Source organism: Clostridium sp. YIM B02500 (assembly GCF_022324665.1).
GTDB classification, from domain to species: Bacteria; Bacillota; Clostridia; order Clostridiales; family Clostridiaceae; genus Clostridium; species Clostridium beijerinckii.
The window spans coordinates 160,371-184,048 of sequence record NZ_JAKGTE010000003.1 but is presented as its reverse complement, the minus strand read 5'-3'; the positions used below and the strand labels follow the sequence as shown (position 1 = coordinate 184,048).

Here is a 23,678-nt window from a genome sequence, read left to right as displayed (position 1 = left end):
GTTATTCATAAATATCTTTGATTTTTAAAACTATACTATTAAAATCTTTAACTTTAAATAGATTTATTGTCTATCCTTCCTTATATCTTACAACTTCAAATCTTTCTATCTTATAATCCTCGTCAAAATCTATATTTGCCTTATCACATGCAATTTGTAATTGTTCATCTACAGTATTCACACCTTCAAGATCCGGAAGCAATAACCCTCGTCTCATTCCTAAAGAAACAATGACTCCATATTTTTTAGGATCTAAATCTTCCTTATTACATGGTTCCGAATCCATGAGAACATCTACAGATATATCAATATCATCCATTTCATCTTCTGAAACTTCTGGAAATCTTGGATCACTCATAGCTGCTTCTATAGAATTTCTTATTATTTCTTCACCCACAGAACCCGTTGTTGGTGCAATTGTTCCTATACATCCCCTGAGATTACCAAACTTCTTTAAAGATACAAAAACACCGTGTCTTTCATTTAAGAGTTCTTTTGGCAAATTAGAAATATCTTCTATACTTTTTCTGTGAGAAAAATAATGATTTAAATTTTCCCTTGCAAGTTTTACATAGGCATTACTCTCATTTAGCTTTACCTTCAATTTTTCTTCTTTATATTTTGTTAGCTCGTCTAAATAGTTCCTATCTTTCTGCTGCCTGCTAAGTTTCATTACTCCATATCCCACTCCAAAAGTTCCTTCATATGATAAAAGCTCTCCTTTTATTTCTTTGCCTTCCATTGCTCCAAGAAGTATATAAACTGAATTTAACCCACATTGTCCAGCCTCACTAATCATAGTTTTATTCATATTAAAAGCGCCTAAAACATCTCCTTTTTCAAGTTTGCCCAAAAGAGCTTTGTCAAATAATTCTCCATATGGTGAATATGAATATGGTCCTTCCTCTTTAAGTTTATGCGAAAGATCTCCACTTGCTATAATAACAGCTCTCCTATTTAATTTTTCTGCTACATTTTTCATCTCCATACCAAATTTATACAAATTGATATCCCCTATCATTGAATAAGTAATATGAACCAATTTATAATCGTTATAATATTTATTAATGAAATATAGTGGTACTATACTTCCATGATCTAATTCATAATTAACATTATATCTACGTAATAATTCTGAATCTACAAGGACTGACGGAATTCCCTCTACATGACATGCGGTGCCAAGTTTAATATTAAACTCCTTATCTATAGGAATATCCATCTTTATGTTTGTACATCTAAATTGACTTAAATCTCCCGAAATTTTTTCCTCATCTGATATGGCTATTGCATCAGAAAACATTGTGGCATGAGGTGTTATAATTATTATCGTATCTGGTTTAATATCTGCTACTTCTCTCCCTATTTTATTACATGCTAAGTTTGTTTCCTGTATTTTCTTTTCTTCACCTTTACCTATGTCTGGTATAATTATTGGTGGATGTGGCATTAAATAATAACCTAGTATATTTTCCATGTTCTCACCTCGTAATTAGAACTATTCTTTTTCTCTAGATTTTTCATTTTCCTTAACCTTTTCTAAATAGTTTCTTTGATTTACTATATTTTCTTCGAAATTTTCTACTGCATGTTTAGTGAAATTTCCAACACTCATAATATTCTTAAATTTATTGCCTTCACTATTTCTACTCATTAGTTAAATTCTCCTTTCTAAAGAATTATTTAAGCTAATTTTCTCTAAATATATATGTTGCAATTCACAATTCACAATTACGGCTAAAATCCTTTCAATATTTTTAGAATTATAATGAATTATTATTTTTGCAATATATATAAGTTTTTAACCAAAACAGTTTCAAAGAAAATCACTTATCTCTCAATTTTATTATCCTTTTTATTACTAATTTTTTTAATTTCTTCCCCAGAATAGTGGAAATTCTGAATTGCTGTAGTCAAATCACTTCCTAAACTACTAATACTGTTTCTTTTATCATAAGGCTTATTCTTCATAAATTTATCTCCCCGAACTCTGATTTATTTTTAAAAATTGGGTAAATTATTTTTATAGATATAAATTTCTGTAACAAATTATTTCGTTTTTATTATTTCTATAAATATATTTATTATGCTTGCAGCATAATAAACTCATAAGCGAACAACTTATTATTAGCTTCTTATCAATATTAGTCTAAATCCTCATATAAGGGCTAAAATCCTATGGATTTGGCACTATTCACTGTATTATCTAATTTTTAATGGTTTGACTAATATTTTTTAACAATGTTATTATAATAATTATTCTTAAAATAATTATTAATTTACCTACTTTACATATTAAAAGTAAATTAGACAAGTATTTAAATTTCATTTTTTTAATTTTAGGAATTATATATAACTATATTTGATGTAAAGGATGATTAATTTGAAATCAACTACGAAACATGGAGATGTTGCAAAACTGAGTGCTGGAGGAATACTTATAGCACTAGGTGTAGTTTACGGAGATATTGGAACTTCACCACTTTATGTAATGAAATCAATTATTGAAGGTAATGGTGGCTTGAAGAATATATCTGAAAACTTTATTCTTGGATCATTATCTCTAATTTTTTGGACAATTACAATTTTAACAACAATAAAATATGTCCTTATAACTTTAAATGCAGATAATAATGGTGAGGGTGGAATCTTTTCACTATTTACCTTGGTTAGAAATCGTGCAAAATGGCTTATCATTCCAGCAATGATTGGTGGATCAGCATTGCTGGCTGACGGAACGCTAACTCCTGCTGTAACTGTAACTTCAGCAATTGAAGGATTAGATTTAATTCCAAGTTTTAGTGCTGTTTTAGGAAGTCAAGTTGATATTGTTACGATTGTAATAATAATATTAAGTGCTCTTTTCTTCATTCAGCACTTTGGGACTGATTTGATTGGAAAAATGTTTGGTCCAATAATGTTTGTCTGGTTCTCTGTATTAGCTATATGGGGAATTATCGGTATTTCCCACAATTGGACATTATTGCGTGCCCTATCTCCATATTATGCAATTAACACTCTTTTTAGCAGTGAAAATAAAGCAGGTTTCTTTATACTTGGTAGCATATTTTTAGCAACAACAGGTGCCGAAGCTCTTTACTCAGATCTTGGGCATGTTGGTAAATATAATATTTATGGTTCTTGGCCATTTGTTAAGATATGTTTACTATTGAACTACTTTGGCCAAGGAGCCTGGTTATTATCAGCTAGACATAATCCCACTTTTACAAATATGGAAGGTTTAAATCCATTTTTCCAATTGATTCCACCTTCTTTTTTAATTTTTGGTATAATAATTTCAACTTTAGCGGCAATTATTGCTTCACAAGCGCTAATTTCAGGTTCTTTTACCCTTGTTTCTGAAGCAATTAAGCTTAATTTATTTCCAAGATTACATATTATGTATCCATCTAGCACTAAAGGACAACTTTACATACCTTCCATCAATAAATTTTTATGGATTGTCTGTATCGGAATTGTTCTATACTTTGGAAACTCTGCAAGAATGGAAGCAGCTTACGGATTATCGATTACTGTTACTATGTTAATGACTACTATTCTTTTATTTAATTACTTATTGAAGAAAAAAACACCGCTCATTGCTGCTGTATTAATCCTTGTTTTCTTTAGTGCATTTGAGTTTTCTTTCTTCATTGCAAATATCATTAAATTTACTCACGGAGGATTTATTGCTGCTTTAATTGCTCTTGCAATCTTAAGCGTTATGTATATTTGGATTAAAGGCTATTATATCAAGATGCGTTTATTAGAACATGTCCCAATTGAAAATTATAAAACCCAACTTAATCAATTACGCCAAGATAGTGACCGTCCTAAGTATACAACTAACCTTGTATGTTTAACTAGCAGCCATGATCCTGAACAAATCGAAAGAAAAATAATGTATTCTATTTTAGACAAAAGACCTAAAAAAGCAGATGTTTATTGGTTTGTTAATATTGCTGTTACTGATGAGCCTTATGTAGCAGAATATTCAGTAGATACTTTAGGAACATTATATATTGTAAGGGTTCAAATAAGACTTGGATTTAGAGTAGAACAAAAATTGAATGTCTTTCTACGACAAATTTCAACTGAGTTAGTTGAAAATGGTGAAATAAAGATTCAATCTAGAAACTATACAACTATGCCAGACAGAAAAGTCGGAGATTTTCGTTTCCTTCTAATTCAAGAACAGCTTTCATATGAAACAGATTTGAATTTCTGGGAAGAATTAATACTTAAAGCAAAACTATTCATAAAAAGATATACTGTTTCACCAACAAAGTGGTTTGGCCTTGAAAATAGTGATGTTGATGTTGAAAAAGTACCTTTATTCATAGGAAAATATAATCATGCAACTTTAAAACGAACTCCAAAATAACATTACTGAATTAACTTTTTATTTAAATATAACTGTCCACAATTTGGTGGACAGTTATATTTTTCCTTTCAATCTTTAGTTAATTTCTGCAATTTCTTTTTTCTATAGCTTTATATATAAATATAAGAATTGTTCCTATTAAATATGAAATGATATCGCAAAAATCAAAAGTTGATCCAAGAATTATTTTTGCTATTTTAAAATCTTCCATGTGCAAAAGAGAAACCAAATTAAAATACTGTCCTATCTCAATTAAGCAAGCAAATATGAAAACATATATTGGCGAAACCTTCTTAGTAAACACTCCTATAAAAAAATAAATTAAGCATACAACTAATACATCTCCAATAAAAGGTCTAATTATATTATCATGTATAAAAGCTCCAATATATACTTCTATTAAAAATAAGGCTATGAAAATGTATAAATATTTGTAATTTACTCTCATATGAATCCCTCCCATTAATCTGGCTTAAATATATAATTTTTTACGTATCCATTAAAATAATTTATATCAGCATAAACCAATCCTAGACTACTGTGGTCAAGTTCAGTATTGTGCTCCCCAATATTTTCATTATAATTTGTTAAGGCTTTGCCTTCATGAACAGTTCCTAGAGAATAAAAAACAATAAGGATAGAATCACCAAGTTTCTATCCTTATCATATATTCTAAATTGATTTATGTCTTATATTATACTCTAATCCCCTATAAAAGCTTCTTTAAAGTATTCTTCTTGCTGCGTAAAAGTTATATACTGGACCAACCTTAACAACATCACCTGTTTGTGGTGCATGAATCATTTGTCCATTTCCAACATATATTCCAACATGTCCAGCATGAGGGAATACTAAATCTCCAGGTTGAAGTTGATCCTCACTAACAGGTCGTCCAACATCAATCTGTGTATAAGTTGTTCTTGAAATATCTATCCCTGTAGCATGCTCATAAACATATTCTGTAAATCCTGAACAATCAAATGTACTTGGTCCTGTTGCTCCCCATACATAAGATGCTCCTAAATGCTTATATGCCTCATTAAGAACTGCTTGTGCACTACCTCCAGATGGCGCAGCTACAGATGAACTTGATTTCTGACTACTCTTTGATTGGACACTTGATTGTACATTTGAAGCTACTACTGATTGCTTTACACTTTCTGCAGCAATCCTATCTTCCTCTTGCTTCTTTTTAGCCGCGGCTGTCTTTCCTTTTTCTATTTTATCATTGATTTCCTTAGTAACAATTGGGCTCTTAATTTGACTATCCCTAATACTAATTAACTGGTTAACTGCGCCTTGAATCTCTGTTGATGAACTATTTGAACTATCAATTACATCAAACTGATACTTTACAGCGTCTCTTTCAAGTTGTGATAAATACTGTTCATCAAATTTACTTTTTTCTGCCTTAGCCTGATTAGCTAATTGTTCTTCTTCTTTCTTTTTTTGTGATAACTGATTTAAATTATCTTGTGTTTCTTTGTTAAGCTTGCTAATTTCAGCTTTTTTATCGTCTAATGACTTTATTTTAGCATTTAATTCATTTTTCTTGTTATTGATATCTTCTATGTAAGACTTGTCTTTCCCTACAATCTTACTAACAGCCTGCAATCTCGAAAAAAATTCAGTTGTTGAATCCGAGTTAACGACAAAATTTAAATAATTAAATTCCAAATCTCCTGATGCATACATAACTTTAACTCTTTGTCCTAAAGCTAGATCTAAATCATTGATGTCTTTTTTGTATTGCTCAATATCCTTTTTTGTCTTCTCAGTAATTTTATTAATATTATCTATCTCTATTTTATTTTTATCCACAGTTGCTTGTAATGGCTCCATCTGAGTATCTAAATCATAAATTTTATTTTCAATATCTTTTATGTTATTTTCTATTTCCGCATATTTCTGTCTAGAAGCATCCAACTGTGCATTATCAGGTGCTGCAAAAGCAGCTATGGAACTACTTGTAGTGATTACTGTTGCTAATATAAGTGCTAAAACCTTATTTTTCATAATACCGTCGGTTGTTACAACCCTTTCCCCCTTTGTCATCCCCTGTTATACATAATTATAGCACTTTTAGCAACCGTCAACAAACCTCATATATGCTGTGATAATACATTAAATTAGTTTTTCTTCTCTATTCTTCTATTCTCCTTAAAAATTTGGTAAAATATTCACATTTACTTAAGTTAAAGTTTATAAATATTTTTATATACGTTAGCATATTTTATATGAGAATGCAGACTTTTACGATAAGAATATTTTTTGATTCGCCACTACTTTTTCTATAATTTCACTATTAAATTTATTACTCAAAAAACTACTCCATTAATATTATTTTGATTTTTCACCTTTATGTTTTCCTAGTTAACAAAGTATTTATATTCATTAGATTTTAGTCTCATAAAAGAAAAAAAGCACTAACTTCCATATAAAGAACAGTTGTGCTTTCATTAAAATACTTCACAATTTATGACCAATACTATTTTAAACTAATTTGGGAAGCGTAGTCGCTCCATGGGGCATAAGATTAATCGTAGGATTTTTATTTTGATTATTATAAGAAATTTTAAGTGCCTCCTCTAACGTTCTAACAACAATAATTTTTGTATTCTTTAGCAAATCAGGATCAATTTCTGAAACCAAAATTAACCTATACTTTTCCCCTGTTTCACAGAAGAAGTACCCTACATATTTTGAGATAGTATAATTCTCTCTGAGGTCTCTTTCTCTATCAAGCATATTGTCAAAATTTAATATCATATCATTAATATCTTTAATTTCTCCAATTCCCTCACTGCACTCAGCAAGTACTATAATGGTACCTCCTTCTACAACTGCTTCTTTTGCATTTATCAAAGTTTTTATTGATTGATAAAGATTTATGTCTTTTGGTGCCCCTCCCGCACTTGCAATAACTATATCTGATTTACTTCTTATATTGACACCATCAATACTATCCACCAATTTTCTTCCTGCCTCATGAGCTGTTATATAGTCTCCAGCAAACGCCCCCGCTATATTTCCATCAGGTCCCATGACTACATTAAACATAAATGTTGGTTTTACCATTGCAGCTGCTTGCATCATATCATCATGTACTGGATTTTCTATAATATTGCCTGAGCACACACTCTCTCTTGTCCCGCTTCCAAATCCATTATTCAAGGAAAGTGAATGGTTTGCTGATATTGTTTTAAATGATGCAATACCAGGAAGTATAGATTTTTTCCCTCCTGACCAGCCTACAAGAAAATGATAAACTATAGCTCCTGTAATAACTATATGATCACATTCAACAGCTTTTTTATTTAACATAACAGGAGTGCCATAGCTTGTATCCCCTAGATATGTCATATTTTCTTCATCGAAGCAATCATGATCGTAAACTTCAAATCTTTTTGATAGCTTTTCTCCAAGAAGTATTTCATGTTCTTCTCTTGTCTGTTTTCTATGAGTCCCCTGAGCAGATAAAAATATAATATCTTCGTCTTTAACTCCGCCTTCATTTAGTTCCTCTACGATTTTATATAAAAATTTATATGGCTTTTGCCAACTTCTTGTAATATCTGAAATTATTATACAAACTTTTTCTCCTTCATGTACAATATCTTTAAGTCTTTCGCTGTCAATAGGATTATACAATGCCTCAGCTATAATTTCATCTTCTGTCTTACTCTTCTTAAAATCGTTGCTTTCAATTATCTCCAAAAGATTTTTTTCTTCAATAAAAGCCCTCATTTTATCTCTTCCATATTTCATATTAATTTCTTTCATTTATAGCCCCCCAATAACGAATTTGTTAATGCTTTTGAATTTTTATTGCCAATTTATCAAAGTTTTCCACCTACTTTTAATATAATACAAATTTTAACTATAGTCAAATTAGAATTTAGAAATAGTCTTTTATTCTAACGCACCTCTTTAGCCTCAAACATATTCAATTTTATATTAACAAGTAAGAAACAGAATTGCTTGATATTACTAAAATAATAAATCCACTATTCATTGATGCATAGTCACAATATATAGTGATAGATCGTGAACTTCATGATAATATTCAAAATATTTACTTATCCCTTTCTAGAATGTATACAAAAAATTAAAACCATAGAGAAACTCAAATCTCTATGGCTTTAATTTTATATATTATAATTTATTACAAGTATAATAAAATATCATATTTAATTTTGAAAATTCACTTTTTCTATATAGTGGCAATTAACATCAATATGATTTAAAAATAATAATAATCTCTCATAAAGCGGATGAACCTTATCACCATATTTTGCTTCTAGACTTTCTCCGATGTCTTTTACATTTTTCCTTCCATCTATCTGCAATAATATCCAGCTTCCATATTCATCTAAAGAAATCTTTTTATACTCTGGAATTCTGAATTTAAGTTTTCTAAAGAACCTTTGTACCTTATGGTCTTGTTTTAAAAGTATAGTCACAATATTATCTTTATCCACTTCATACTCTAAATCATCAGATATTTTATATACTAACTCTAAAACATCTTTATTATTTTCCAGCATTTTTTACCTTACTCTTTAGAATCGGTATTGCAGTTGCTATTACCAAAATTATTAGTAATATAAATGCCATTCCATTAGAAGCAGCAAATCCACTTGGCTCAGCTCCACCTACAAGACCTGATATTTGGAATATTATTCCTATAAGTCCAAGAATAGAGCCTCCAGCAACTAGTCCAGAAGATAAGCTTATACCATTTGAAACTTTAGCTTCTTTTTCCTTTTCAGATTTAGAATTCTTTTCTATAAATAGACGTACCAATGCTCCTGCCAATATTATAGTAGTTGTAGATATAGGTAAATAGAATCCTATAGCAACTGCCATTATAGGAAGGTTTAACATAAATAAAACAAGTCCCATAACAACACCAGCAATTACCATTACCCAAGGTAATTGGCCTGACATTATTCCAGCAGTTAATGTAGACATTAAGTTAGCTTGTGGCAATGCAAACGGAACATTATCACCAGTTATTGCAAGTTGATCTGAAAGTAATAATATAGTACCAACAACTACCGCAACACCTAAAATTCCAGCTATTGCAAAGTACTTTTCCATTTCTCTTTTATCGCCACCTATTACAAAAGTAACCTTTTGAGATTGTGAGTAACCGCCTGCTACTGATATAGCAGTAACAATAAATGTCCCAAATAAAAGTAGTGATTTGTTGCTTTCAGGGCTCTTCCATCCCATTACAACAAATAATGATGTCACAATAACTATAGAGGCTATAGTCATTCCTGATACAGGAAGATTTGAAGTTCCTATAGTACCAGTCAAACGACCAGAAACTATAACAAATAATAATGATAAAAACATTGATAAAATAGAAGCAAGTATTGCCATTACTATATTACCATTAGATGCTACAAATCCACCTACAAATCCTAATATTATACCACCAAGTAGTATCATATTTTCAACAGATGAACTCTTTCCACTATTTGAAGCTTTAGCATTAAGAGTTTCTTTTATAGAAGATATTATAGTCGGAATAAGTTTTATAGCTCCTATTAAACCACCAGAAAGCATCATTCCTGCCCCAATATATTTTACATAGCTACCAGCTATATCTTTTACTTGCATAGCATTTATAGCAACATTAGGATTATTCCACACAGATCCTCCGTCTTTTCCAAGACTTGAGAAGTATCCTATTAATGGCATAATACCAAAGTTAGCTAGTATAGCTCCAGCAAACATAGTTAAAGAAACCTCCATACCAACTATGAACCCTATTCCTAATAGTAGAGGATTAACTTCAACTTCGAATTTCCACTTATAAAACGACTCATTTACATAACTTATAACATTGTTAACTAAATTCAAAAATGAACTTGTTATAACAGTTATAATACCGCCTATTCCAAAACCAATTCCCATGAACTTCATTGATTCTCCAGCACCTTCTGAAGCAACAAGTGTTTCAGATATAGCCATTGATTCTGGATACATTAATTTACCATGTTCTTCAACAATTAAGTAATTGTAAACAAGAGAAGCTATTCCTATACCAAATAAAACTCCAGCTGCTCCAACAGAAAAACCTTCTATGAAACTAACTTTAGAGCCTATTAAAAGAATTGCTGGTAATACGAATATTACACCACTAGCAACAGATTCTCCACCACTTGACATACCTTGAACTAAATTTTTACCAAGTATACCTTTTTGCTTTGCAAATACAGCTATAAACCCAGACCCTATTATAGATCCTGGTATACCAGCAGCGACTGTAAGTCCTGACTTCATTCCTGAGTAAGCCGTTGATGCTGCAAATAGAACAGCCAATATAATACCGATTATCAAAACTGAAACGTTTCCACCCGACTTCGAACCATTAGAAATGTATGGAACATAGCTCTTACCAGCTACACCGCCATATGCATCTTTGGACAATTTATTATTCATAAGGGCACCTCCTTTTATATTTCACAAGCAATATTATAACACGATTTTCATATAATACTATATTTTTTCTCTTCAATTATTTATATTTTTTTAAATATTTTTAGCAAAATATTTAATTTTTTTGAAGATTTCCACACATAATAGATAAGTTTAACAATATAAGACCATTACACTTTAATTCATCTAGTTTTAGAGATTAGCATATCAACAGAATTATGTTTTCCTATGATAAGCTATAATATTCTAAACATAAAAAATATACAATATACTGGTTTAACTTTCCAAATATATTGCATACTCTATGTTAACTCTAAATACTATGAATCACACAACTAAAGAATTATTTTAAGCTTATTTGAATAATCAATTGCATGAGGATAAAAACATTTAAAGTCACTTTCAAGACCTTCGTAATTATTAATTAACTCCTCTATAGGATTTACTAATGGGTGCCTTGTGTTAGCAAATCTTGTAGCAATCCTATCAACTGCTGTTTGAATACCATGTATATCCTTGTAGGAAAGGAGCCAGTTTTCTTCTATAATATAATTCATCCTTCCTAATAACTTATCTGGCAGACAGTAAGAAAACTTTCTAAGTATCTTATAAAAATTATCAGCATAATCTTCTAATGATATTGAGGAATAATCCTTCCAATTTTTAGCTAAGAAATGATCATAAAATATATCAATCAATACACCTGCCAAGCGTCTATTATTTTTTGAAATTCTTTTTCTGCTCCTCATGAAGTCTGGATGTGAATCCGTAAAAGTATCAAGCTTTTTATGCATAATAATCCCTTGTCTTATGGATTGTTCAAATTCATTTTCCAAAGACTTATTTACAAAGTCCCCTAAGAAATTTCCTAACATATTTTCTTCGCTATTATCTGCGAGATATATGTGCGCTAAATAATTCATTTTTTCTCCTTTCAAATTCCTACAAATAATATTCTAAATTTATAATTTCTATAACTTATTGTTTTTCATTCTTTACCAAGATAATATCACTGATATGATCTTTGGTCATTTAAAAGTATCATATTTTTCTCTATTAATTATAAGTTCTTCTTCATATAATAGTTCTTATGGTTTTCTGAACAATTATCTAATATATAAGCATGTTATTGATAATAAGAATTACAAGTGTTAAAATTTAATAGAAATAAATTTAAATAAGGTTCTAATAAATGTAACTATTATAGTATATTATTGAGCATTTATTCTAAATTATATTAAGGAGTGACGTTAATGGAGAAGATAGCAAGTTTTACAATTAATCACCTAGAATTACTTCCTGGTGTATATGTCTCAAGACAAGATAAGTTTGGTGATACAGTTCTTACTACTTTTGATATTAGAATGACTAGACCAAACTTTGAGCCAACTATGAATACAGCAGAGATGCATGCAATTGAGCACTTAGCTGCTACGTTCTTAAGAAATCATAAAGATTATGCAGATAAAACAGTTTATTTTGGACCAATGGGATGCAGGACAGGCTTTTATCTAATTTTACATGGTGATTATAAATCTAAAGATATAGTTCCTCTACTTACAGAACTATATAAATTTATGGCTGAATTTGAAGGAGATATTCCTGGTGCTTCTGCTAAAGATTGTGGAAATTATTTAGATATGAATTTACCAATGGCAAAATATTTAGCAAATAAATTTCTTAACGATATCTTATTAAATATAACTGAGAAAAATTTAGTTTATCCTAATTAATGAAATTATGATAAACTTATATGATATAAAAAATAGGATGCTTTTATGGGCATCCTATTTTTTCTTTACTTAGTATATATACTTATAGAATCTCTTAAAGGATATTCATCTAAAAATAATCCGTTAAAATTTCTACTGCTAGATTATTCGACTCTTTTATTCTTAAAATAAAATTCTTTATCATGTTCACTTATTTTTCTTAATACGCGGCAAGGATTTCCTACAGCAATTACATTTTCAGGAATATCATGGGTAACAACACTCCCCGCACCTATTACTGAGTTATCTCCTATGGTAACACCAGGTAAAATGACTGCATTAGACCCTATCCAAACATTATTACCTATCTTTACTGGAATTGAAAATTGAGTACCTGGCTTACGAAGATCAGGATCTACCGGATGGCCTGTAGGCGTTATTGTTACATTAGGTGCTATCATAACATGCTCACCTATATATACATCAATATCATCTACAATTACAAGATTAAAATTAGCATAGAAACAGTTACCAATGTGTACATTTTTACCGTATGCCATATGTAGTGGTGGTTCTATCCAAATCTCATCCCCCATATCACCTAGTAATTCTTTTAAAAAGTCTTTCCTTTTAATTTTCTCACTTGGACGTGTATGATTATAATCATATAATAATTCCTTGCACTTTTCACGTTCTTCATCAAGACCTTCTCCTATATCGACATATAGCATACCATTTTTTATTCTTTCCCTAATTGTCATAGTAGCCTCCCAATTTATTTTATTAATCTTCTGATTATTCACGGTATTCTTTTATATAGAAATGTTCTGAATTATATCCTTCAGAACATTTTTAGTACTTAATATACGTTTATTACATTTTAGAAATTGCAAAACTATATTCTAAATCTTTACTTGAATCGATACAGAATTCAGGTAGTACTGGTGCTCCCCAGCTATCATCTCCGCCAACACCCATTTGTTTACCTATTATATTCACATGAGTAAAATTAACAGATGGTAATTCTTCTATATGAAGTGCATTTTCTAATTCCATGTTGCTGTATGGTAAAACACTAAATTCAAATGGAGCTTTACCATAAGTAAATTTAAGACCTTCATTTTTATCATTTTTAACTACTAGCCACCTAGTTCCTGTTCTGTTTCCACATTCTTGTGGGACTAGGTATCTTGATAAGTTATCTATTGGTGTGCTATCGTAAATCCCTAGTTTAGAACCTTCACATCTGTCTATATAGTTTTCTTCTGGCCCCATTCCATACCAGCTAAATGAATTAAATTCGGCTAATAATTTAAAATTCATTCCTAGTATAGGCAGTTCAGGTAATCCGCTAACTCCTTTATACTTAACATTTACTTTAATTATTCCTTCTCCAGATACTTCATAAGTTATCTTAACATTAGTAGATGGCACTGTTGGTAATTGATAAGTATAATATAATGTAATCTTCTCATCAAATTCCTCAACCGAAAAATCCACATACTTCTGCCCCATAGTAGCAGCCAGCCATTGACCGCATCTAAATTCATGTTTATTCCCTCTATCATTATCTGTTGTTGCTCTCCAATAGAAAGTTTTTGGTGTTCTTGTTATAAACTCCTTGTTATTATATCTCAAGGATGCAATTCCTCCTTCTTGTTTAGAGAATATAACCTTGAAATCTTTTCCGTGAACCCCTATGTTTACATCTCCATGAATGATCTTCATTTTAGACTCTGAATTATGATTATTCATATCTGATTTTTCTTTAATAACCTTTTGTCCAAATGCTACTTCATATCCTTTTTCTGCCCAAAGTGTATCTTGTACTAATCTTAATGAGGTTGTAAGTACAATTTCTTCAAGAAAATTATACTTTTCTATTGGAAGTTCAATATATTTTTCTTCTCCTGGAGCTACAGATACATTTAGATAACCATCTCTTACTAGTTTTCCATCTCTTTCAACGATATAGTATAAATCATATTTATCAGTGTTAACAAAAAGATTTTGATTCTTAATAGTCACCCCTTTTGCATCTGGTTCTAATTTTACGTTTTGATATAGGTACTTAACTTCCTGTGCTTTAGGCGATATAGTTCTATCTGCATAAATCAAACCATTTCCAGAAAAATTATAATCTGTTGGACGATCTGTAAAGTCTCCTCCATAAGCTAGAACTTCTTTTCCATCTGGAAGTTTTCTATATAAAGCTTGATCGCCATAATCCCAAATAAATCCACCTTGATACATCAAATATTTATCTTCAAGTTCTGTATATTTCATCATTCCACCAGTTGAGTTACCCATTGAGTGCATGTATTCGCAGCTGATATAAGGTTTCTTTGGATTATCATTAAGATACTCTTCTATTTCTGCTGCCTTTGCATACATTCTACTTTCCATGTCACTCGTGTCATCAAATTCTCTACATCTAGTTACCCCTTCATAGTGCACTAAACGTGAAGGATCTTTTTTTCTAAAGTATTCAGACATTTGATAAATATCTTCACCCGCATAAGATTCATTACCACATGACCAAATAAGGACAGATGGATGATTTTTATCTCTTTCAACCATTGATGATGCTCGATCTAAAACTGCTGCCTGCCACTGTGGAAGACTTCCTGGCACATTCCATGATGGTTCAATCTGCCCCATCTTTTGCCATGAACCATGACTTTCTAAATTTGTTTCATCTATTAAATAAATCCCGTATTCATCGCAAAGCTTGTACCATAAACTTTGATTTGGATAGTGTGATGTTCTAACAGCATTAATATTATGTTGTTTCAAGAACTTAATATCCCATAGCATATCCTCTTTCGTAATTGAGCGTCCACGCCTTGCGCTAAATTCGTGACGGTTTACACCTTTAAAAATAATCCGCTTTCCATTTAGACACATAATTTTATCCTTCATTTCAAAGTGCCTAAACCCTATCTTTTGAGTTACAACCTCAACTAAAGTACCATCTTTTTTCTTTACTAAAATATAAAGTGTGTATAAGTTAGGCTCTTCTGCACTCCATAAGCTTATATTTTGCGCATCTAAATATAAAGTCAGCTCATCAGAAAACGGAACTTTTTCAGATATAGCTATTTTATTTCCTTCTTTATCTTCTAAATATGTTTCAACTGTTGTTTCTGCATTGCCAATCATTTTAAGTTCAGCATTTAACTTTGCATTTTTGAAATCGTCATATAAATCTGTTTTTATAAATATATTATTTACATGAGTTTCTGGAACTGCATATAAGTATACATCTCTAAAGATGCCTGAAAATCTCCAAAAATCTTGATCTTCTATCCAACTTGCGCTACTCCTTTTATAAACCTCAACTGCAAGTTTATTTTCTCCCTCTCTTAAATAGTCAGTAATATCAAATTCTGATGGTGTAAATGTATCTTCACTATATCCTACAAATTCTCCATTTACCCATACATAAAATGCTGTTTCAACACCTTGAAAAGAAATAAAAGTCTGCTTATTTTTGAGTTCATCTTTAACTTCAAAAAATGTTACATAGCCTCCCACCGGATTATATGTTTTAGAAATATGAGGTGGTCTTAATTCATCATGGCCTTCCCAAGGATACATAGTATTAATATATTGACATTTATCATATCCTTGAAGCTGAATATGACCTGGAACTTCAATATAATCAAATCCCTTTATATCAAAATCATCCTTATAAAACTCTTTAATTCTTAATGATGGATTTTCACTATATGAAAATCTCCATTTTCCATTTAAATTTTGCTTAAGAGGCATGGCGTCTTCTAATTTAACATCCTCAACTTTTTCATAAAACCAATGATCGGAATGAGCATCCATTCTATTAACTCTAAATATTTCTGGATTTTCTAGCCAATCTAATGACGGCTTATTATTAATCATACTCTTACCTCACTTTCACCTTGTAGAGTTATTGCTTTTTAAAATTAAAATTGTTAATCGTATTAACTAAATGTAACTCTTTTATAAAGTCGCATTTAATTAATACTTAAACATATATGAGAATAAAAAAAATTATGGGCTAATATTATTAGGACATCTTACTTCGTAATCAATTACATTGATTTTTTAATTTATCCTATATCCTGATGTTAGGGTTATGTTATTAATTAAATTTATAATTACATTCTATTATTTTTTTAGTAAAAAATCAATTACATTTTACTAAACTTTACTAAAGTTATTTACTACTTAATTGAAAACCTTTAATTTATACTATATAATCAGTAGTAAGCAATATTAATCTATCTTGTGTTAATTTTAGAATAGGGGTGCTAACTATTGAACGAATATAGTAAAATTTTAGTTGTTGATGATGAATTTATTATGCGACAAGGCATAACTCATATGATTGATTGGGAAAAAGAAGGCTTCCAAATTATAGGACAGGCTTCTAATGGTCAAGAAGCTCTCGAAATGATAAAAAAGGATATTCCTGACATTATAATTTCTGATGTTGTAATGCCTCAAATAAATGGAATTGAATTAGCTAAATTTGTACAGGACAAATACCCTAAGATAAGAATTATCATCTTAAGTAGTTATAGCGATTTTGAATATGTTAAATCATCTTTTCAAAATGGTGCTGTTGATTATATTTTAAAACCTTCTCTAAATCCTTCTGAGTTATTAAGTACTCTAAAAAAGATTTCAATTAAAATGAAAAGAAATACTTTAGAAGGAAACTCTTTAAGTCTCACCAATAGCGCCTTAAATCGACTTATATCTGGCTTTGACAATGATCCTGACTTTAACTATTTTAATACGATATTTACTTTTCAATCATTTTGCTTATTTGGTTTAAACGCAAAGAAAATATATGATAATTATAGCAAACGCCTTGAAATTATTGATTTTACAATTTCAGAGATCGGCAAGGAATTTTCTTTAGAAGGATTAAATGCAAATTATAATATACAAGTCGCTAATATTGAAAACGAAATCATAGTTGTAATTATAAATTTTGATGATAAAAGTTATAATTCTCTATTTAGTAAGCTAGAAAATATTTCAGAAATAGTTTCAAATAGTTTTAAAGAAGCATTTTTTGTATTAAGCAACTTCTTCTATTCTAGTAGAAATATTAAGGATATATACGAAAAGGAATTCCTAGTGTTAACTCAACAATATTTTTACAACAAAAATGTTTCTTTAATGTGCTCTTCCAACTTCAAAACACCATCGCCAATAGAAAAATTTAATTTTAAGCGTTTTTCAGAATCAATTTCTATAATGCAATTTCAGAATGCATTCGAAATGCTAACAATATACGTTACAAATGCTATTGATCAAAGATCTCTTACAGAATTTGAATTAAAAACATTGATTCAAAATTCTTTTTATAATGTGATTACTTCTTTAGAATATTTAAATTTTGATTTAAATAGGCTAAATTCATTAAAGCAAGAGTGCTTTCATGACATAGATAACACTAAATATTCAGAAGACTTACTTGTGGCCTATAACTCTCTCTTAAATAGCTTTAAACAAATAATAGACACATATGAAAATAAAATAAATTCACATATGATTAATAAAATTATTCAATACATTCATGATCATTACGACGAGCAACTTACTTTAACTAATGTATCTAAGCTATTTAATTTTAATTATTCATACTTATCAACTTACTTTAGTTCCCATAACGAAGAGGGGTTTAATGAATTTCTTAATAAAATTAGAATACAAAAAGCTTGTGATTTTTTAAAACAGGACATTCCTATCTCAGATATAAGCGGAATGGTTGGCTACTCAGATCAAAGTTACTTTTGTAAGGTTTTCAAGAAATTTATCGGACTCACTCCTAGCGCTTTTAGAAAAAAAGGATATTAATACTAGTAACAAACGAAAGGACTTTTCATTATGCTAAAATTATCAAAATCAATACATTCTACGAGCCTGTTTTTTAGAGTTGCTTCAGTTGTTCTTATAAGCGTTATTTTAGTATCTATTTCAATAGGAATTATTACAATTAAAATTTCAAAGGATATACTTGCTGATACTTTCAGCAAATCAAATTATAAAGTTTTAACACAAATTAGCAATGAACTTAGTACATTTAATGATAATACAATTAACATTATGAATGCGATTGATTATATCCCTGATTTTCAGCGATACTTATCAGAAAAGGAGCTTACTCCACAGCAAAATTATCGAACTTTATACAATATGTTTACAGGCTTCCATAAAATGATCCCTGATAAAGATCTTTATGATATTACTGTACTAGCTGTAGGCGTTAATGGGAATACCTATGTAGCAAGCGATTATGACCATCTTATCCTTGATACTAATGAAGTTTTAAATAGCAGCTTTACTAAAAAAGCATTAGATAATAAGAATACTGTTCTATATCAATACTTAGATCATGGTTTTACAAAACTCACAAAAAACTCTAGTACAATTGTAGCTATAAAGGTTCTGTGTGATAAACTTACAAGAGAACCCTATGGATTTGTATATGTACTTATTAGTGAGCATACATTCCATAAATATTATGATTATTTTGTAGGTAATGGTAATAGTATTTCTATCATATCAAGTGATGGTACTATTGTTTCTTCTAGCCTTTCTTCAAAAATAGGAACGAAAAATTTAGATTTATATAATATATCAAGTGTCATTTTAAATAATAACCTCAAATACGTTAACACTAAATTAGATTCTTCTGATGTAGCAATATTATCAAAACATTTACCAACTTATAATTTTAATATAGTTGGCACGATTGATAAAAATATAGTATTAAGTGAAATATATGATTCTTCTGAAATTATAGCAGTAAGTATCTTAATTGCATCAATATTCATTGCTATTACTTTCTTCGTAATACGTAGAACAACAAAACCAATTTCAGCTCTTGTTAAAGTTATGCCTAAAATAATTCATGGTGATTTCAATAATCATATTCCCGTTGTCGGAAGCTATGAAGTTCGCGAACTATCAACTAACTTTAACTATATGTTAGATGGATTAAATAATTATGTCCATGCCCAAATAAAAATGCAGAAAGAAAAGAGAAAAGCCGAAATACATGCTTTACAGATGCAAATTAATCCACACTTTATTTACAATACTTTAGCTTCAATCAAATGGCTTATGTGGCAAGGAAGCACAGAAAAATCTATACAAACTATAGATGCATTTATATCACTTCTTAGAAATACTATTAGTAATAAAAATGAAATGATAACAATACAAGAAGAAATCGAAAATTTAAATAATTATGTTTTAATTAATCATATACGGTATGGAGATAATATTAATGTAAATTTTTTCGTAATTCCAAATTGCGAAAACTATGTAATTCCAAAATTAATTTTACAACCTTTTATTGAAAATGCATTTTTTCATGGCTTTAATGAAAGAAATAATGGATCTATACATGTGTTTGTAAATGAACAAAATCAGAATCTAATTTGTGAAATCATAGATAATGGCGTCGGAATGACAGATGAAGAAGTACAAAAGATTCTTAGAGAATCTTCTAAAAAACACGAACATTTTACAAGTATTGGAATTCAAAATGTTAATGATAGAATTAAACTTCTATATGGCGATGATTATGGTATTTCAATTAGCAGCGAATTAGGTAAAGGGACTACTGTAAGAGTAACAATTCCTGCTCAAAAGGAATTTGTGGAGAATTAGCTTTTAACTTCTTTCATTTTCGTTCACAGTAATATACATTTATCACAAAAAAATAAAAACTATAATATGTTCTGCTAAATTTTAAATGCAACATATTATAGCTTTTTTAATATTGAGACAGCCTTTATAATTCTTAACTTTTCTTCTTTAATTCACCATAGAAAAATTGACTCATCGGGACTTCTACTTGACAATTTAAAGCTAGTTCGATTAACTTTCCTGAAAAGACCTCTAATTCATTTTGTCTTCCTGCTTCAATATCTCTTTTTAATGAACTTGTTGATTCTCCAGCTTGCTTATGCATTAAGTGATAAAAATGTTCTTCTTCTAAATCATCAGAAATATTAATTTTTAATTTACGAGCTACGGCACAAGCTTCTTTTAGCAATATTTTAGTTTGCTGAACTGCTTCATCATTTTTTATAATTTCTGCTGTTGTTGCGTTATAATAAGCTGTTATTACGTTATATGCACAATTTAATATATATTTTCTCCAAATTGCAGCTTCTATATCTTTTTCTATTTTACAAATGATTTCAGCTTCTTGTAATATTTTTTGAATTCTAATTAATACATTCTCTACTTCATTATCATTTTTCAATCCATAGCCTATATGTACCTTGCAATAAGAACTTGCATGATGTATTGAAAAATCTTTTTCTGCCCCAGAAACTACATATATTAAACTATCTATAACTTGGCCATCATTTATAAATTTTCTTACTTTTTCAGATACTCCAACTCCATTCATTAATGGAATTATTACAGTATTTTCATTAATCATTGGTTTTATTTGTTTACATACTTGTTCTAAAGAAAAATTTTTAACACATATAAAAATATAATCCATTATTCCAATTTCATCAGCGCTATCGCTTGCTAATTTAGGATGTACGTTTAATTCTCCATGAAGATTACTGTATAATTTCAAACCATTATTTTTTATTGATTCTAATCTTTTGCCTCTTGCTAAAAAATAAACATTAGAAAAATGCTTTGCAAGCATACAGCCAATATATCCTCCAACTCCACCTAACCCTACAACACAAATTTTACTATTATCCATAAATAACTTATCCTTTCACATTTTATCATTTATTTAAAACATTTCATCTAATTTATACCTATTTAGTTTAATTATAGCATATCATTAAATTAATGCATTGTTAATTTTCATTCTTTCTCCTCGCTTATAAATAAGATAAAATCACTACAAACTTTTAAATTATTTATAGTGATTTTATCTTAATTGGAGGTAATATATTAACTTTCTTAATGCACAAAAAATTTTTCTCATTCTAATAATTAATTACAATTAATTTGCTTTAGTATTTTTAGACCATACTTATCTAATATGATCTTTCCACTGATTTCTTCTCCAGAAATCATATCAAAATATATTTTCTCTCCTAAATCTACCTTCTTTTCTTCTTCAGCGAAATTCATAATGAAAGTATATTTATTATTTTTATTGGAACGCATTTGAGCTGTAACACCTTGTGGCAATTCCCCATCTATAACACTCGCAATGTTTAAATCCTTAATAAGCTTTGAATAAAAATCATTGTTAAAATCTGCTCCAGTTCTTGCTGAAATATAATATGCTTTTCCATCTCCATAGTTATTAACTGTTAACGCAGGCATATTAGCATAAAAATCAGCTTTATATACTCCAAGAACTTTTGCTGTTTCTGCATGAATTAAGTCACAGTAATCTCTTACTTCATATCGGTTCTTTAATTCTTCAATTTTATCATTTTTAAATTCTATATAATTTACTTCATTATCATATAGTGAATCTATTTCTTCTGACCAAATTCCAATTACTTCTCGAAGTGGTCCTGGAAATCCTCCTAAGAAGCAAAGATCATTTTCATCCACTATTCCACTGAAATAAGTAGTTACAAAAGTTCCTCCTGCCTTTACAAATTCATTAATTCTTTCTGCAACATTTGGTCTTATCATATATAGCATTGGTGCTATTACAAGTTTATAATCTGATATATCACAATCCATATTAATAACATCTACTGAAATTCCATTTTCCCAAAATACTTTATAAGCTGCTTGACAGCTTTCTTCATAGCCCTTTCTATATTTTTTTAATCCCTGCGCATCATCGATAGCCCATAAGTTTTCCACATCAAATATAATTGCTACTTCTGAGTCTTTAATTGAACCTTGAATTTCTTTAATCTTTTTTAAGACTTCTCCAACTTCAGTAACCTCTCTAAATACTCTAGTATTCTCATGACCACAATGATCAACTACAGCACCATGGAATTTTTCTGAAGCTCCTCTTCCCTTTCTCCATTGGAAGTACAGAACAGAATCCGCTCCATGAGCCACCCCTTGCATTGATGATAATAAATGCATTCCAGGGCGCTTTAATTTATTAGTATCATGCCAATTTACGAGACTCGGAGTACTTTCCATTATTAAAAACGGCTGTCCGCCTTTTAGCGACCTGTATATATCATGCACAAAACTAACATTAGCTGCAAGATCTTCAGTACTTTCAAAATCATTATGCCATGCAGGATAGTTATCCCATGTAGCTACATCCACTTCTTTTGCAAACTTCCAATAATCTAAACCTGTGAACAAGCCCATACGTGGATAATTACCCATGAAATTAGCTGTTACAGGTATGTTAGATGTTATTTCTCTTATGGGGGCAATTTCATTTTTATAAAAATCTATTGTCTGATCTGTAACGAACCGCTTCCAATCTAAATTATGTCCATGAACAAACATCTCCCCCTTTTCAGACGGGCTTTCGATTTGTGACCAACTGTTAAATCTATGACTCCAGAAACCAGTCCACCAAGCCTCATTTAATTTATCTAAATTATTATCGTACTTTCTTTTAAGCCATTCTCTAAAAGCATCTTGACATAGATCACAGTGACATTCTCCTCCATATTCGTTAGAAACATGCCACATAATAAGCGCCGGATGATCTTTATATCTCTCAGCAAGAATTTTATTTATTTCATATGTCTTTTTTCTATAAACAGGTGAGGTAAAACAATGATTGTGTCTCTGACCATGAAGATTTTTACTTCTATCGCTATTTACTCTTAAGACCTCTGGATATTTTTCTGACATCCATGCAGGTCTTGCACCACTTGGAGTGGATAAAATTACATGAATATTGTTTTCTGCCATATCATTCATAATTTTATCTAACCACTCAAATGTATATTTTCCTTCTTCCGGCTCTATTGCACTCCAGCCAAATATGTTTATTGATACGCAATTGCAATTTGCAAGTTTCATAAGCCGCACATCTTCTTTTAACACTTCCGGATAGTTTAGCCATTGATCTGGATTATAGTCACCGCCATGTAAAAATCCATTTATTTTACTATTAAGTACTGGAAATTCCTTCTTCATAAGCTTTCCCTCCAATATTTATAAAACTCTTATTTTTTAAATTTAAATAATTTAAT

At 29.8% G+C, this 23,678-nt stretch carries 17 protein-coding genes; 4 read left to right on the top strand and 13 right to left on the bottom strand.

Going from position 1 to position 23,678, the window contains the following annotated elements:
• Positions 1 to 70: 70 nt before the first annotated feature.
• The 3 genes from amrA to L1S46_RS03470 form a co-directional block, all read right to left on the bottom strand.
• Positions 71 to 1,477, bottom strand: coding sequence for an AmmeMemoRadiSam system protein A (gene amrA, locus L1S46_RS03480; protein WP_238899225.1), 1,407 nt, complete (start codon positions 1,475 to 1,477; stop codon positions 71 to 73).
• 21 nt (positions 1,478 to 1,498) lie between these two features.
• A complete protein-coding gene (locus L1S46_RS03475; protein ID WP_170816419.1) occupies positions 1,499 to 1,654 on the bottom strand; it encodes a hypothetical protein in 156 nt (51 codons plus the stop codon).
• 176 nt (positions 1,655 to 1,830) lie between these two features.
• Complete coding sequence (locus L1S46_RS03470; protein WP_171788706.1) at positions 1,831 to 1,971, bottom strand: hypothetical protein; 141 nt, start codon at positions 1,969 to 1,971, stop codon at positions 1,831 to 1,833.
• 412 nt (positions 1,972 to 2,383) lie between these two features.
• Between L1S46_RS03470 and L1S46_RS03465 the strand changes: the two genes are divergently transcribed.
• Positions 2,384 to 4,384 (top strand): KUP/HAK/KT family potassium transporter, encoded by a 2,001-nt coding sequence (locus L1S46_RS03465; protein WP_038457273.1) that lies wholly within the window; start codon positions 2,384 to 2,386, stop codon positions 4,382 to 4,384.
• Positions 4,385 to 4,463: 79 nt separating this feature from the next.
• On the opposite strand, the gene L1S46_RS03460 is transcribed toward L1S46_RS03465, so the two are convergent.
• From L1S46_RS03460 to L1S46_RS03435, 6 genes are all read right to left on the bottom strand, one after another.
• A complete protein-coding gene (locus L1S46_RS03460) occupies positions 4,464 to 4,832 on the bottom strand; it encodes a DUF2809 domain-containing protein (protein ID WP_238899224.1) in 369 nt (122 codons plus the stop codon).
• 275 nt (positions 4,833 to 5,107) lie between these two features.
• Positions 5,108 to 6,400 carry a C40 family peptidase gene (locus L1S46_RS03455; protein ID WP_171788868.1) on the bottom strand — a complete coding sequence of 431 codons (1,293 nt, stop codon included), beginning with the start codon at positions 6,398 to 6,400 and terminating at the stop codon, positions 5,108 to 5,110.
• Between the two features lie 477 nt (positions 6,401 to 6,877).
• Positions 6,878 to 8,167 carry a nickel-dependent lactate racemase gene (gene larA / locus L1S46_RS03450; protein WP_238899223.1) on the bottom strand — a complete coding sequence of 430 codons (1,290 nt, stop codon included), beginning with the start codon at positions 8,165 to 8,167 and terminating at the stop codon, positions 6,878 to 6,880.
• Positions 8,168 to 8,574: 407 nt separating this feature from the next.
• Positions 8,575 to 8,931 (bottom strand): PqqD family protein, encoded by a 357-nt coding sequence (locus L1S46_RS03445; protein WP_238899222.1) that lies wholly within the window; start codon positions 8,929 to 8,931, stop codon positions 8,575 to 8,577.
• Positions 8,918 to 10,840 (bottom strand): OPT family oligopeptide transporter, encoded by a 1,923-nt coding sequence (locus L1S46_RS03440; RefSeq protein WP_238899221.1) that lies wholly within the window; start codon positions 10,838 to 10,840, stop codon positions 8,918 to 8,920. The genes L1S46_RS03445 and L1S46_RS03440 overlap by 14 nt, the downstream gene beginning before the upstream one ends.
• Positions 10,841 to 11,172: 332 nt before the next feature.
• A complete protein-coding gene (locus L1S46_RS03435) occupies positions 11,173 to 11,760 on the bottom strand; it encodes an ACP phosphodiesterase (RefSeq protein WP_238899220.1) in 588 nt (195 codons plus the stop codon).
• Positions 11,761 to 12,090: 330 nt separating this feature from the next.
• Between L1S46_RS03435 and L1S46_RS03430 the strand changes: the two genes are divergently transcribed.
• Positions 12,091 to 12,570: an S-ribosylhomocysteine lyase gene (locus L1S46_RS03430; protein WP_026889258.1), complete on the top strand. Its 480-nt coding sequence runs from the start codon at positions 12,091 to 12,093 to the stop codon at positions 12,568 to 12,570.
• Positions 12,571 to 12,713: 143 nt separating this feature from the next.
• On the opposite strand, the gene L1S46_RS03425 is transcribed toward L1S46_RS03430, so the two are convergent.
• Positions 12,714 to 13,310, bottom strand: coding sequence for a maltose acetyltransferase domain-containing protein (locus tag L1S46_RS03425; RefSeq protein WP_238858602.1), 597 nt, complete (start codon positions 13,308 to 13,310; stop codon positions 12,714 to 12,716).
• A gap of 112 nt (positions 13,311 to 13,422) precedes the next feature.
• Positions 13,423 to 16,449, bottom strand: coding sequence for a glycoside hydrolase family 2 TIM barrel-domain containing protein (locus L1S46_RS03420; protein WP_238899219.1), 3,027 nt, complete (start codon positions 16,447 to 16,449; stop codon positions 13,423 to 13,425).
• A gap of 399 nt (positions 16,450 to 16,848) precedes the next feature.
• On the opposite strand from L1S46_RS03420, the gene L1S46_RS03415 reads away from it, so the two are divergent.
• Both L1S46_RS03415 and L1S46_RS03410 read left to right on the top strand, forming a co-directional pair.
• Positions 16,849 to 18,402 carry a response regulator gene (locus tag L1S46_RS03415; protein ID WP_238899218.1) on the top strand — a complete coding sequence of 518 codons (1,554 nt, stop codon included), beginning with the start codon at positions 16,849 to 16,851 and terminating at the stop codon, positions 18,400 to 18,402.
• A gap of 30 nt (positions 18,403 to 18,432) precedes the next feature.
• Positions 18,433 to 20,223 carry a sensor histidine kinase gene (locus tag L1S46_RS03410; protein ID WP_077868688.1) on the top strand — a complete coding sequence of 597 codons (1,791 nt, stop codon included), beginning with the start codon at positions 18,433 to 18,435 and terminating at the stop codon, positions 20,221 to 20,223.
• Between the two features lie 133 nt (positions 20,224 to 20,356).
• On the opposite strand, the gene L1S46_RS03405 is transcribed toward L1S46_RS03410, so the two are convergent.
• Positions 20,357 to 21,289, bottom strand: coding sequence for a 2-dehydropantoate 2-reductase (locus L1S46_RS03405; protein ID WP_238899217.1), 933 nt, complete (start codon positions 21,287 to 21,289; stop codon positions 20,357 to 20,359).
• Positions 21,290 to 21,528: 239 nt separating this feature from the next.
• Entirely contained in the window at positions 21,529 to 23,622 is a 2,094-nt protein-coding gene (locus tag L1S46_RS03400) for a beta-galactosidase (protein WP_238899216.1), read from the bottom strand.
• Between the last annotated feature and the right edge of the window lie 56 nt (positions 23,623 to 23,678).